General features: G+C 69.6%; 12 protein-coding genes. 9 read left to right on the top strand and 3 right to left on the bottom strand.

The genetic code is table 11. The features are described 5' to 3' along the window. On the bottom strand, nt 1-671 hold a 671-nt coding region (locus tag ACFVX4_RS10515), incomplete at its 3' end, for an ATP-binding cassette domain-containing protein (RefSeq protein WP_389974229.1). A 15-nt stretch (nt 672-686) separates the two neighbouring features. Between ACFVX4_RS10515 and ACFVX4_RS10510 the strand changes: the two genes are divergently transcribed. Next, on the top strand, nt 687-1,322 hold the full coding sequence (locus ACFVX4_RS10510; protein ID WP_389974226.1) for a vitamin K epoxide reductase family protein: 636 nt from the start codon (nt 687-689) through the stop codon (nt 1,320-1,322). 70 nt (nt 1,323-1,392) lie between these two features. Further along, the gene (locus ACFVX4_RS10505; RefSeq protein WP_389974223.1) at nt 1,393-2,772 is read left to right on the top strand and encodes a replication-associated recombination protein A; all 1,380 of its coding nucleotides are present in this window, start codon (nt 1,393-1,395) and stop codon (nt 2,770-2,772) included. A gap of 24 nt (nt 2,773-2,796) precedes the next feature. Here ACFVX4_RS10505 and ACFVX4_RS10500 read toward each other — a convergent pair whose 3' ends face one another. Then, on the bottom strand, nt 2,797-3,498 hold the full coding sequence (locus tag ACFVX4_RS10500) for a DUF2470 domain-containing protein (RefSeq protein ID WP_389974220.1): 702 nt from the start codon (nt 3,496-3,498) through the stop codon (nt 2,797-2,799). 188 nt (nt 3,499-3,686) lie between these two features. On the opposite strand from ACFVX4_RS10500, the gene rpsD reads away from it, so the two are divergent. After that, nucleotides 3,687-4,301 (top strand): 30S ribosomal protein S4, encoded by a 615-nt coding sequence (gene rpsD, locus ACFVX4_RS10495; protein ID WP_389974217.1) that lies wholly within the window; start codon nt 3,687-3,689, stop codon nt 4,299-4,301. A 17-nt stretch (nt 4,302-4,318) separates the two neighbouring features. Here rpsD and ACFVX4_RS10490 read toward each other — a convergent pair whose 3' ends face one another. Then, nucleotides 4,319-6,520 carry an ATP-binding protein gene (locus ACFVX4_RS10490; protein WP_389974214.1) on the bottom strand — a complete coding sequence of 734 codons (2,202 nt, stop codon included), beginning with the start codon at nt 6,518-6,520 and terminating at the stop codon, nt 4,319-4,321. A 224-nt stretch (nt 6,521-6,744) separates the two neighbouring features. On the opposite strand from ACFVX4_RS10490, the gene ACFVX4_RS10485 reads away from it, so the two are divergent. The 6 genes from ACFVX4_RS10485 to ACFVX4_RS10460 all read left to right on the top strand — a co-directional run bounded on the left by ACFVX4_RS10485 (nt 6,745) and on the right by ACFVX4_RS10460 (nt 13,335). Further along, nucleotides 6,745-7,182, top strand: a complete 438-nt coding sequence (locus tag ACFVX4_RS10485) for a DUF948 domain-containing protein (protein WP_389974835.1) — start codon at nt 6,745-6,747, stop codon at nt 7,180-7,182. Between the two features lie 7 nt (nt 7,183-7,189). Further along, nucleotides 7,190-7,552, top strand: coding sequence for a DUF6167 family protein (locus ACFVX4_RS10480; RefSeq protein ID WP_266421948.1), 363 nt, complete (start codon nt 7,190-7,192; stop codon nt 7,550-7,552). Further along, complete coding sequence (alaS, locus tag ACFVX4_RS10475) at nt 7,552-10,221, top strand: alanine--tRNA ligase (RefSeq protein WP_389974211.1); 2,670 nt, start codon at nt 7,552-7,554, stop codon at nt 10,219-10,221. The genes ACFVX4_RS10480 and alaS overlap by 1 nt, the downstream gene beginning before the upstream one ends. 8 nt (nt 10,222-10,229) lie before the next feature. Then, a complete protein-coding gene (gene ruvX, locus ACFVX4_RS10470; RefSeq protein WP_389974208.1) occupies nt 10,230-10,703 on the top strand; it encodes a Holliday junction resolvase RuvX in 474 nt (157 codons plus the stop codon). A 96-nt stretch (nt 10,704-10,799) separates the two neighbouring features. Continuing rightward, nucleotides 10,800-12,512 carry an endolytic transglycosylase MltG gene (gene mltG, locus ACFVX4_RS10465; protein ID WP_389974205.1) on the top strand — a complete coding sequence of 571 codons (1,713 nt, stop codon included), beginning with the start codon at nt 10,800-10,802 and terminating at the stop codon, nt 12,510-12,512. Further along, nucleotides 12,499-13,335, top strand: a complete 837-nt coding sequence (locus ACFVX4_RS10460; RefSeq protein ID WP_389974202.1) for a shikimate dehydrogenase — start codon at nt 12,499-12,501, stop codon at nt 13,333-13,335. Before mltG ends, ACFVX4_RS10460 begins: the two co-directional genes overlap by 14 nt. The last annotated feature ends 145 nt before the right edge of the window (nt 13,336-13,480 follow it).

The following is a 13,480-nucleotide window of genomic DNA, read 5'->3' as shown; positions in this document are numbered from 1 at the left end:
CGTCTGGTGCGCACGCTCGCAAGGCGCCAGACGCCGCACGGCCGCCCTCCGGGCGACGACGGCAGTTTGACGACAGGGCCTAGGCACATTGCTGATCGCGATGCCGAGCAGCGCGCAGCCGCGGAGATGACGGCGAGCCGGCCGGCCAGCGCCTCGGCCTCCTCCAGATAGTGCGTCGTGAGCACGATCGTCGTGCCCTCCCGGGCCGGGAGCCGGATCAACTCCCAGAAGCGGCGGCGGGCCCCCGGGTCGAAACCGGTGGTGGGCTCGTCCAGCAGCAGGAGTTCGGGGGAGTCGATCACGCCGAGCGTCACATCGAGACGGCGCCGCTGGCCGCCGGAGAGTTCCTTGATGCGGGCGCCGGCCTTCTGCTCCAGACCCACGAGAGCGATGACGTCCTCGCAGTCGCGCGGCCTCGGGTAGTAGCGGGCGAAGTGCGCCACCGTCTCGCGCACCGTCAACTCGGCGGGTGCGGATTCATCCTGCCAGACGATGCCGACCCGGGAACGCCAACGACGGCCGGCGCGGGCCGGGTCGATGCCGAGAGCTTCCCCCGGACCCTTGAGTTCCGTGCCGGTCGTGCGCAGACCTTTGAGTACACCTTTATGTCCATCGAACAGAGGACCGGCGCCGTGGTGCGGCACAATGACCGTGCCCAGCAGGCCACTCACTGATGGAACGGCGATATGACGACTGCAGCGGTTGACCATCCCTCCTCCGAACAGGACGAGGACGGCGGGAAGAGGACCATCGGTGGCAGTCGGGCGCTCGCACTGCTGCTGGTGATCACCGGCGCTGCCGGACTCCTCGCCGCCTGGGTCATCACGATCGACAAGTTCAAGCTGCTGGAGGACCCCAACTTCACCCCGGGGTGCAGCCTCAACCCGGTTGTCGCGTGCGGCAGCATCATGAAGAGCGAGCAGGCGGCCGCCTTCGGCTTCCCGAACCCGATGCTCGGCATGGCGACCTACCCCGTGATCATCGGCATCGGGCTGGCGCTGCTCGCGGGCGCCCGCTTCCGCAGCTGGTACTGGCTCGGGATGAACGCCGGCGCGCTGTTCGGCGTCGGCTTCTGCACCTGGCTCCAGTACCAGTCGCTCTACAACATCAACTCGCTCTGCCTCTGGTGCTGCCTGGCCTGGGTCGCCACGATCTTCATGTTCTGCTACATCACCACGCACAACATCAAGCACCGGATCATTCCCGCGCCGAACTGGCTGCGCAACGGTCTGACGGAGTTCCACTGGGTGCCGCCGGTCCTGTGGGTCGGCATCATCGGCATGCTGATCCTGACCCGCTGGTGGGACTTCTGGACCAGCTGACCGGCCCGCTCGTCCCTCCCGGGCGACCGGCTCGGCGGGGATGTCAGTGTCGTGACATAGGCTTCAAAACGTGGAGCCCGACCTCTTTACCGCAGCAGCCGAAGACCGCCAGGAGAAGGACCCGTCCAGCAGCCCACTGGCTGTCCGGATGCGCCCCCGCACCCTCGACGAGGTCGTCGGCCAGCAGCATCTGCTCAAGCCGGGCTCGCCGCTGCGCCGCCTCGTGGGCGAGGGGAACGGCGGGCCGGCGGGCCCGTCGTCGGTGATCCTGTGGGGTCCGCCCGGCATCGGGAAGACGACTCTGGCGTACGTGGTCAGCAAGGCCACCAACAAGCGCTTCGTCGAGCTCTCCGCGATCACCGCGGGCGTCAAGGAGGTCCGCGCCGTCATCGAGGGAGCCCGCCGCGCCACCGGTGGCTACGGCAAGGAGACCGTCCTCTTCCTCGACGAGATCCACCGCTTCTCCAAGGCGCAGCAGGACTCCCTGCTCCCGGCTGTGGAGAACCGCTGGGTGACGCTGATCGCGGCGACCACCGAGAATCCGTATTTCTCGATCATCTCGCCCTTGCTGTCCCGCTCGCTGCTGCTCACCCTGGAATCGCTCACCGACGACGATCTGCGCGGGCTGCTCGGGCGCGCGCTGGCCGACGAGCGCGGGCTCGGCGGCGCGGTGACGCTGCCGGAGGAGGCCGAGGCGCATCTGCTGCGGATCGCGGGCGGCGACGCGCGCCGGGCGCTGACGGCGCTGGAGGCCGCGGCCGGCGCCGCGCTGTCCAAGCAGGAGAAGGAGATCAGCCTCCTGACCCTGGAGGAGACGGTCGACCGCGCGGCCGTCAAGTACGACCGGGACGGCGACCAGCACTACGACGTGACGAGCGCGCTCATCAAGTCGATCCGCGGCTCCGACGTGGATGCCGCGTTGCACTACCTGGCCCGGATGATCGAGGCGGGGGAGGACCCCCGGTTCATCGGCCGGCGGCTGATGATCTCGGCCAGCGAGGACATCGGCCTCGCCGACCCCACGGCACTGCCCACCGCCGTGGCGGCCGCCCAGGCGGTGGCCATGATCGGTTTCCCGGAGGCGGCGCTCATCCTGAGCCACGCCACGATCGCCCTGGCCCTCGCCCCCAAGTCCAACGCGGCGACGCTGGCGATCTCCGCCGCCCAGGAGGACGTGCGCAACGGCCTCGCGGGCCCCGTCCCGGCCCATCTGCGCGACGGTCATTACAAGGGCGCCGCCAAGCTGGGCCACGCCCAGGGCTACGTGTATCCGCACGACGTCCCCGGCGGGATCGCCGCCCAGCAGTACGCGCCGGACGCGGTCCGCGACAAGCACTACTACCGGCCCACGCGCTACGGCGCGGAGGCGCGCTACGCCGATGTGGTGGAGCGGGTCCGCGAGCGGCTCGGCCGCACAGCCGCCGACGACACCGGCCCGTCCGCGGGCTGAGGGCCGAGCGGGCCGCGCCCCTGTTCAGTACGCCGCCGCCTCGAAGAGCGTGTGCATGGCCTGGCTCAGTTCGACGACGTCCCGCACCGGAGCGGGGAACTCGAAGCGAGCGTCGTAGCACTGCCCCCGGTCCTCGCGGAGCCGCAGCCGCAGCCCGTACCGGTCGAGCGCGAGCGGCACGACGGAGGGCACGTGGGCCGAGCAGCGACCGGCCGCCCGTTCGCCCAGCAGCCCGCACAGCGTCGCCAGCTGCTCGCCGTGCGCCGCGTGCAGATGCTGCAGCAGCTCCGCCTCGTGTCCGATCAGCGGATCGGGTGCCGCGTCCCGGAATTCCTCCGGTTCCACGTCCTGCGCGCCCCACAGATCGTCGACGTACGCCTCGCCCGTCTCCAGCCGGAGCGTCATCCGGCCGGGCCCCGACATGCCGGGTACGGTGGTGAGCCGGCCCGAGACCCACGCCCGGCCGCGGATGCGGTGCGGGACGGAGACCGGGGCGACGTCCGTGATCTCCAGCACAGCCGTCAGTTCGTCCTCCTCGGCGTGCGTCGCGGCCCGTACGGCCGGGGAATCAGCGGGGAGTTCGAGGAACAGATCCCCGTCGGGACCCACGCTTCTGGTCAGCGGCATCACCTGGTCCGAGCCGGCCACGTCCAGCCCGGGGATGAGCAGCACCGCCGAACAGGTACTCTGTACGAGAGTTCGTGTGCGCTCGGCTGCTGACGGCATCCGAGTGTTTTCAAGCCCGCCGGGACGCGGCTGACCACGATCTGATCGGTCCTCCGTCGTATCGGCACCCCGAGGGGTGTCGACGCTGTCAGTGCTGTCCGTGATGTGACTGGTGTTCCCCGGGCGAGACATGCGATCTCCTCAAGTAAGGTGAGCCTAACCTAACCTACAACGGAGGTCTGGAGAACGTGCCTAACCAGTCGCGTCCCAAGGTCAAGAAGAGCCGCGCGCTCGGCATTGCGCTGACGCCGAAGGCCGTCAAGTACTTCGAGGCCCGTCCCTACCCGCCGGGCGAGCACGGCCGTGGCCGCAAGCAGAACTCGGACTACAAGGTCCGTCTGCTGGAGAAGCAGCGTCTGCGCGCGCAGTACGACATCAGCGAGCGCCAGATGGCGCGTGCCTACGACCGTGCCAAGAAGGCCGAGGGCAAGACAGGCGAGGCTCTCGTCGTCGAGCTCGAGCGCCGCCTCGACGCGCTGGTTCTGCGTTCGGGCATCGCCAAGACCATCTACCAGGCCCGCCAGATGGTCGTGCACGGTCACATCGAGGTCGACGGCCGCAAGGTCGACAAGCCGTCCTTCCGTGTCCGTCCCGACAACATCGTGATGGTCCGCGAGCGCAGCCGCGACAAGCACCCCTTCCAGGTTGCCAGCCAGGGTGGTTACGACACCGACGGTGAGACCCCGCGCTACCTGCAGGTGAACCTGAAGGCCCTGGCCTTCCGCCTTGACCGGGACCCGAACCGCAAGGAAATCCCTGTGATCTGCGACGAGCAGCTCGTCGTCGAGTACTACGCCCGCTGATCCAGGCGTAGCCGCTCTCACCAGCGCTCGGGCCCGCCCCTCCCGGATGTACGGGAGGCGGCGGGCCTCCGCGTTTTCCCGGGGCCCGGCAGCGTTCCGGGCAGCCGCGCCGGAGTCTCCGGGCGGTCCGCGGGGCCGCTCGCCAGAGCCCTGGCCACCGCCGCGTCCGGATCCAGCTCTCCGCCCGCGCGCAGCCCCGATTCGTAGCGGACGTCGCCCAGCTCCCGGCGGGCCAGCTCCTCGCAGCGGACCCGGGGCTGGCCGTAGTGCGCCGATCCGAACAGCGGCAGTCCCACCGACGGCCAGATCCGGTCGGCGGCCCCCTGGAGCACCGCCGCCTCCGCCGCATCGCCCTCGACGGCCGTGACCAGCGCCAGCAGCTCCAGGGCGAGCACCGAGCCGAGCAGATCGTGGAAGGTGTGGCTGATCGCCAGCGACTGCCCGAGCAGTTCCCGGGCCCGGTCCGGCCGGCCGCGCTGTGATGCCGCGAACGCCAGCACGTACAGCGCGTACGACAGGGCCCACCGCTCCCCGTGGTCCTCGCAGATCTCCCTGACCTCTTCGCAGATCGCGGCCGCCCCGTCCAGATCCCCGTGGAATCCGACCGCCATCGCGAGCTCGACCTGGGCCATCAGGACATTGCTGTTCAGCTCGCCGAGCTCCCGGTAGCGGCGCAGCGCGTCGTCCAGCAGCTCCTGCGCCCTGGCCATGTCGTCGGTGACGAGCGCCAGACATCCCATCCGGTGCACCGCGTACGCGAGCGCCGTGGAGTCGTCCGCCCGGACCGCTTCGTCCCGGCACTCCTGCAGCGCGGAGACTGCGCCGACCGGGTCGCCCTGGAGCACGGCCACGTACCCGAGCACCCACAGTGCCTTCAGCCGCGAGGAGTCGTACGGGGTGTCCTCCTCCAGCACGTGGCCCAGCCAGTGCCGGCCTTCCGAGAGCCGTCCGCAGCCCACCCAGAGGAACCACAGGGTGCCCGCCAGGTACTGCGCGAGATGGGCCTCGTCCGGAATCTCCAGCGAACACTCCATCGCCCGCCGCAGATTCGGCAGCTCGCTCTCGGCCCGGGCGGCCACCTCGCCCTGCCGGGGGCTGAACCAGTCGAGCTCGCACCAGGTCGCGAGCCCCAGGAACCAGTCCCGGTGGCGGCGCCGCAGCCGGTCCGTGTCATCGGTGGCCGCCAGCCACTCGGCGCCGTACTCCCGCACCGTGTCCAGCATCCGGTAGCGGGTGCCCTGTGCCGAGTCCTCGCGCACCACCACGGACTGCGCCAGCAGCCCGGAGAGCACATCGAGCACCGACTCGGCCGGCAGATCGGCGCCGCTGCAGATGTATTCGACGGCCTCCAGGTCGAACTGCCCGGCGAACACCGAGAGCCGCGCCCAGAGCAGCCGCTGCTCCGGAGCGCAGAGTTCATGGCTCCAGCCGATGGCCGTACGGAGCGTCTGGTGGCGCGCCAGCGCGCTGCGGCTCGAACCGGTCAGCAGCCGGAAGCGGTCGTCCAGACGCTGCAGTACCTGGACGGTGGACAGGGCGCGCAGCCGCCCGGCGGCCAGTTCCAGTGCGAGCGGGATTCCGTCCAGGCGGCGGCACAGCTCCAGAGCGGTCGAGCGGTTGTCGTCGGTCAGCCGGAAATCCGGCCGTACGGCGGCGGCCCGCTCCGCGAAGAGCAGCATCGCGTCCTCGTCCGTCATCGGCGCGAGCGGGTAGGTGAGCTCGCCGTCCAGTTCCAGCGGCAGCCGCCCGACGGCCAGCACTCGCAGCCCCGGGGCCCGGCGCAGAAGTTCCCGCACCAGTTCGGCGCAGGCGTCGACGAGGTGTTCGAAGCCGTCGACCACCAGCAGGAGCCGGCGCCCGGCCAGATGCTCGATGAGGGTCGTGCGCGGCGGTCTGCTGGTGTGATCGGTGAGCCCCAGGGCGTCGACCAGGGCGTGTTCCAGCAGCTCGGGGTCGTGGATGTCGGAGAGCTCGGCCATCCGGACGCCGTCGCAGTACCGTTTCTCCAGAAGCGCGGCGATCCGGGTGGCACAGCGGGTCTTGCCCACGCCACCCACTCCGACCATGGTGACGAGCCTGGACTCGTCCAGGAGTTGGGCGAGACGGACGAGTTCGTTCTCCCGTCCCACGAATCTGTTCAGTTCCGCCGGGAGATTTCCGAGGGCGGTGGGGGCGCTCGGAACGTGGGGGGACGGAAAGGGGCGCTGGGGGCGTCGCATGAAACACGCAGAGTACTGGCACGAAAGCTCTCCGTACAATCTCCTTATGGGAACGCCCGTCGTTCCCGCCGGTAATGCGGTACGGGGTGCGACCACCGGCGCGATAGGCTCGGGGGGCGACGATCGGCTGTTGCGACGGCCGTCGCCGGACCGAGCAGAGACAGACAGAGACAGTACAGAGACAGCGACAAGCTAGAGAGCGGTGCACTGTGTCCGGTGGAGAGGTGGCCGGGATCCTGGTGGCCGTCTTCTGGGCGATCCTGGTTTCGTTCCTCGCCGTCGTGCTGGTGAGGCTGGCCCAGACGCTCAGGGCGACCACCAAGCTCGTGGCGGACGTGACCGAGCAGGCGGTCCCGCTGCTCGCCGACGCCTCCGCCACCGTGCGCTCCGCGCAGACCCAGCTCGACAAGGTCGACGCGATCGCGACGGACGTCCAGGAAGTCACCTCGAACGCCTCCGCGCTCTCCACCACCGTCGCCTCGACCTTCGGTGGCCCGCTCGTCAAGGTCGCCGCGTTCGGCTATGGGGTGCGGCGGGCCATCGGCCGCAAGACCGATCCCGAACCGGAACCCGCCCGCCGTTCGGTGCTCGTCGGCCGCACCGTGCCGTCGGCGCGCGGCAGGAAGCGCAACGGCAGAAACCCCCGCGGATCGAAGGACTGACGCAGCCATGTTCCGCCGTACGTTCTGGTTCACCGCCGGCGCCGCCGCCGGTGTCTGGGCCACCGCCAAGGTCAACCGGAAGCTCAAGCAGCTCACCCCCGAGAGCCTTGCGGCGCAGGCCGCGGACAAGGCGATCGAGACGGGGCACAAGCTCAAGGACTTCGCGCTGGACGTCCGTGAGTCCATGGCCCGGCGCGAAGCCGAACTGGGCGAGGCGCTGGGCCTGGCGGCACCGGTCGACCGGGAACTGCCGGTCCGGCCGCACTTCGTCGTCGAGGCGTCCGAGCCCGTCGGGCCCGACAGGTCTCTTGAGACCGCCAAGTACCGCAAGCTCCCCTACAAGTCGTACAACCGGAATGAGGACCACTGATGGAGTCGGCTGAAATTCGTCGCCGCTGGCTGAGCTTCTTCGAGGAGCGCGGTCACACCGTCGTCCCTTCGGCGTCGCTCATCGCGGACGACCCGACTCTGCTGCTGGTCCCCGCGGGCATGGTCCCCTTCAAGCCGTACTTCCTCGGCGAGGTCAAGCCGCCTGCCCCGCGCGTCACCAGCGTGCAGAAGTGTGTCCGTACGCCGGACATCGAAGAGGTCGGCAAGACCACCCGGCACGGCACGTTCTTCCAGATGTGCGGCAACTTCTCCTTCGGCGACTACTTCAAGGAAGGCGCCATCTCCTACGCCTGGGAGGCTCTGACGAGCTCCGTGGCGGACGGCGGCTTCGGCCTCGACCCCGAGCGGCTGTGGATCACGGTCTACCTCGACGACGACGAGGCCGAACAGATCTGGCGCGACAAGATCGGCGTACCGGCCGAGCGTATCCAGCGCCTGGGCAAGAAGGACAACTTCTGGTCCATGGGCGTCCCCGGCCCCTGCGGCCCCTGCTCCGAGATCAACTACGACCGCGGCCCCGAGTTCGGCGTCGAGGGCGGCCCGGCCGTCAACGACGAGCGGTACGTGGAGATCTGGAACCTTGTCTTCATGCAGTACGAGCGCGGCGCCGGTGACGGCAAGGAGGACTTCCCGATCCTCGGCGACCTGCCGTCGAAGAACATCGACACGGGTCTGGGCCTGGAACGCCTCGCCATGATCCTGCAGGGCGTACAGAACATGTACGAGACGGACACCCTGCGCGTCGTCATGGACAGGGCCACCGAGCTGACCGGCGTCCGGTACGGCGCCGACCACGGTTCGGACGTCTCGCTCCGCGTGGTCGCCGACCACATCCGTACCTCCGTGATGCTCATCGGCGACGGCGTCACGCCGGGCAACGAGGGCCGCGGCTACGTACTGCGCCGGATCATGCGCCGGGCCATCCGCAACATGCGGCTGCTGGGTGCCACCGGACCGGTCGTCAAGGACCTGGTCGACGTCGTGATCGAGACGATGGGGCAGCAGTACCCGGAGCTGATCACCGACCGCAAGCGCATCGAGACCGTGGCCCTCGCCGAGGAGGCCGCCTTCCTCAAGGCGCTCAAGGGCGGCACCAACATCCTCGACACCGCCGTCACCGAGACCAAGGCCGCCGGCGGCAAGGTCCTCGCCGGCGACAAGGCGTTCCTGCTCCACGACACCTGGGGCTTCCCGATCGACCTCACCCTGGAGATGGCCGCCGAGCAGGGCCTCTCGGTGGACGAGGACGGCTTCCGCCGCCTGATGAAGGAGCAGCGGGAGCGCGCCAAGGCCGACGCCCGCGCCAAGAAGACCGGTCACGCCGACCTGTCCGCCTACCGCGAGGTCGCCGACAACGCCGGCGCCACCGACTTCACCGGCTACACCGCCACCGAGGGGGAGTCCACCATCGTCGGCCTCCTCGTCGACGGAGTGTCCTCCCCGGCCGCCTCCGAGGGCGACGAGGTCGAGGTCGTCCTCGACCGCACCCCGTTCTACGCCGAGGGCGGCGGCCAGATCGCCGACCAGGGCCGGATCAGGCTCGACACCGGCGCCGTCATCGAGGTCCGCGACGTCCAGAAGCCGGTCCCCGGCGTCCACGTCCACAAGGGCGTCGTCCAGGTCGGCGAGGTCACCGTCGGCGCTCCGGTCCTCGCCTCGATCGACGTCAAGCGCCGCCGCGCCATCGCCCGCGCCCACTCCGCCACGCACCTCACGCACCAGGCCCTGCGCGACGCGCTCGGCCCGACGGCCGCCCAGGCCGGTTCCGAGAACCAGCCCGGCCGCTTCCGCTTCGACTTCGGCTCGCCGAACGCCGTCCCCGGCTCGGTCATGACCGACGTCGAGCAGAAGATCAACGACGTGCTCTCGCGCGAACTCGACGTCCAGGCCGAGGTCATGTCGATCGACGAGGCCAAGAAGCAGGGCGCCATCGCCGAGTTCGGCGAGAAGTACGGCGAGCGGGTCCGGGTCGTCACCATCGGCGACTTCTCCAAGGAGCTCTGCGGCGGTACGCACGTCCACAACACCGCCCAGCTGGGTCTGGTGAAGCTGCTCGGCGAGTCGTCCATCGGTTCCGGTGTGCGGCGTATCGAGGCCCTCGTCGGCGTCGACGCGTACAACTTCCTCGCCAAGGAGCACACGGTCGTCGCCCAGCTCCAGGAGCTGGTCAAGGGGCGTCCCGAGGAGCTCCCGGAGAAGATCGCCGGAATGCTCGGCAAGCTGAAGGACGCCGAGAAGGAGATCGAGAAGTTCCGCGCGGAGAAGGTCCTCCAGGCCGCCGCCGGACTGGTCGAGTCCGCCAAGGACGTACGCGGCGTCGCCCTGGTCACCGGCCAGGTCCCCGACGGCACGTCGGCCGACGATCTGCGCAGGCTCGTCCTCGACGTCCGCGGCCGTATCCAGGGCGGCCGGCCGGCCGTCGTGGCCCTGTTCACCACCGCCAACGGCCGCCCGCTGACCGTCATCGCCACCAACGAGTCCGCCCGCGAGCGCGGTCTCAAGGCCGGCGACCTGGTCCGGGCCGCGGCCAAGACCCTCGGTGGCGGTGGCGGCGGCAAGCCGGACGTCGCCCAGGGCGGCGGACAGAACCCCGAGGCCATCGGCGCCGCGGTGGCCGCCGTCGAACACCTCGTCACCGAGACGGCGTGACGGCGGGAATGACGCAGATGCGCCGCGGTCGCCGTCTCGCGATCGATGTCGGGGACGCCCGGATCGGGGTCGCCTCGTGCGACCCCGACGGGATCCTCGCCACGCCGGTGGAGACCGTTCCGGGACGTGATGTCCCGGCGGCCCACCGGCGGCTCGGACAGATCGTCGAGGAGTACGAGCCGATCGAGATCATCATCGGCCTGCCGCGGTCCCTCGGCGGCGGTGAGGGACCCGCCGCCGCCAAGATCCGGCTCTTCGCGCAGGAGGTCGCCTGCTCGGTCGCACCCATCCCGGTGCGGTTGGTGGACGAGAGGATGACCACAGTGACGGCCAGTCAAGGGCTGCGCGCTTCGGGCGTGAAGTCCAAGAAAGGCCGATCCGTCATCGATCAAGCTGCCGCTGTGGTGATCCTTCAGAACGCTCTGGAGTCCGAACGGGCGTCGGGCAAGGCCCCCGGCGAAGGCGTCGAAGTGGTTGTCTGATCGCGATACGGTAACGTTCCGCGCGATGCGGCGGTGTTTCGAACAAACATCGCACAGCAAAGAGACGGAATGTCGTCTCGCGGCTCTAGGGGATCGATGACTGAGTATGGCCGGGGCCCCGGCTCCGAACCGTGGCATCCCGAGGACCCCTTGTACGGGGACCAGGGATGGGGAGGACAGCAGTCTGCCCACGGCCAGAGCCAGTACGGCGGCCAGCAGCAGCCCTACGATCCGTACGCTCAGCAGCAGCAGCAGCAGCAGCAGCAGCCGCCGCAGGCGCACGACCCGTACGCCCAGCAGCAGTATCAGCAGCAGCCCGGCTACGCGGTCCCGCAGGACCCGTACGCGCAGCAGCCCCAGCAACCCCAGCAGCCGCAGTACGACAACGGCGGCTGGGACACCGGGCAGCAGTCGGCCGCGATGCCGTACGACCCCCAGTCGGCCGCCGACCCGTACGGCGGCGGGCAGGGCGGCTACGGCGAGACGCACGACCACTACGGCACGCCGGAGGCCTACCCGCCGCCGCAGCCCCCGGGCCGTCGTGAGGCCGCTCCCCAGCAGGCCCCGACGGAGAGTCCGGACTGGGACCCGGAGGTCCAGCCGGAGGAGACGCACCCCTTCTTCACGGGCGCCGACGATCGTGACGACAACGACGACGAGCACGACGACGATCCGCGTGAGTCACGCCGCGGCAGCCGTGGCGGCAACGAGCGCCGCGGCAAGGGCAAGAAGAAGAGCCGCAGCGGCCGCGCCTGCCTGGTCGTCTCGGTGGTCCTGGTCGGCGGCCTCGGCGGAGTGGGCTACCTCGGATACTCGTACTGGCAGGACAAATTCGGCGCGGCGCCCGACTACGCGGGCAGCGGCTCGGGGTCGGTCGAGGTGGAGATCCCCAAGGGTGCCTTCGGCTCCGACATCGGCAACATCCTGAAGAAGCAGGGTGTCGTCAAGAGCGTCGACGCGTTCGTCTCCGCGCAGAGCGAGAACCCCAAGGGTAAATCGATCCAGGCCGGGGTCTATCTCCTCCACGAGAAGATGTCCGCGGCCGAGGCGTTGAAGATGATGGTCGACCCGAAGAGCCAGAATCTTCTGGTGATTCCCGAGGGTTTCCGCAATGTCGCCATCTACGGGATGGTCGACAAGAAACTGGGCCTCAAAAAGGGAACGACCAAGGCAGTCGCCACGTCCGAGAGGTCCGAGCTCGGTCTGCCCGGCTGGGCGGTCAACGGCAAGGACGTCAAGGACCCGCTGGAGGGGTTCCTCTACCCGGCCGCCTATCCGGTCACCAAGGAAACCAAGCCGGAGACCCTTCTGAAGAAGATGGTCTCCCGTGCCAACGAGGAATACGACAAGCTCGACCTCGAGGGAACGGCCAAGAAGTACAAGCTGGACGGCCCGTGGCAGGTGCTCACCGTCGCCAGCCTGGTCCAGGCAGAAGGCCTCACGCACGACGACTTCCGCAAGATGGCCGAAGTCGCCTACAACCGCTTGAAGCCCGACAACATCGCCACGAACCGCAAGCTCGAATTCGACTCCGCGTTCAATTACCTCAAGAATCAGAGCAAGATCAAGATCGGGTCGAACGAGATCCGGACCAACCCGGACCCGTACAACACCTACTACCACGCCGGTCTGCCGCCCGGTCCCATCAGCAATCCTGGCGACGAAGCCCTGCGTGCGACGCTCAATCCCACCAGCGACGGGTGGATGTTCTTCATCTCGCTCGACGGCAAGAAGACCCAGTTCACCAAGACGGCCGCGGAGCACGAGAAGCTCAACGACAAGTTCAAGGAACAGCATGGCCTCCAATGACGGGCGCCACCGGGCAGCCGTCCTCGGTTCGCCCATCGCACACTCGCTCTCCCCGGTCCTGCACCGGGCCGCGTACGCCGAACTCGGCCTCACCCACTGGACGTACGACCGGTTCGAGGTCGACGAGGCCGCGCTGCCCGGCTTCGTCGAGGGGCTCGACTCCACCTGGGCCGGGCTCTCGCTGACCATGCCGCTCAAGCGGGCGATCATTCCGCTGCTGGACTCCATCAGTGAGACCGCGTCGTCGGTGGAGGCCGTCAACACGGTCGTCCTCACCGAGGACGGCCGGCGGACCGGTGACAACACCGACATCCCCGGGATGATCGCCGCGCTGCGTGAACGCGGGGTGGAGAAGGCCGAGTCTGCCGCCGTCCTCGGTGCCGGGGCGACCGCGTCATCGGCGCTCGCCGCGCTGTCCGAGATCTGCACCGGACCGGTCACGGCGTACGTCCGCAGCCGGGAACGGGGCCAGGAGATGCGCGGCTGGGGCGAACGCCTCGGCGTCGACGTCCGGATCGCCGACTGGGCGGAGGCCGAGCAGGCGCTGAGCGCCCCGCTGGTCGTCGCCACCACCCCGGCCGGTGCCACGGACGCCCTGGCCACTGCTGTACCGGAGCGACCCGGCACCCTCTTCGATGTGCTGTACGAGCCCTGGCCCACCCGGCTTGCCGCCGCCTGGACGGCCCGAAGTGGCGCAGTCGTCGGAGGTCTCGACCTTCTGGTGCACCAGGCCGTCCTCCAGGTCGAGCAGATGACGGGCCGTGCGCCCGCGCCGCTCGCGGCCATGCGGCGGGCCGGGGAAGCGGCGCTAGGCGCCCGCTGAGACCCTCGCGCCCGCCGGTGCGATCCGTCCGTCTGCTGGACCGGCGACCGGTTCGGGCTCCCGGTCGTGGGAGGATCAAAGGCGGCGGGCCAGGGCCGCGCACCCGGTCGCGCCGTTGCAGTTCCAGGCGCGAGCATGAGGAGCA

Origin of the sequence: Streptomyces sp. NPDC058240 (assembly GCF_042882135.1) — a bacterium.
Lineage (GTDB): Bacteria > Actinomycetota > Actinomycetes > Streptomycetales > Streptomycetaceae > Streptomyces.
This window is presented reverse-complemented; position numbering and strand designations above follow the sequence as displayed.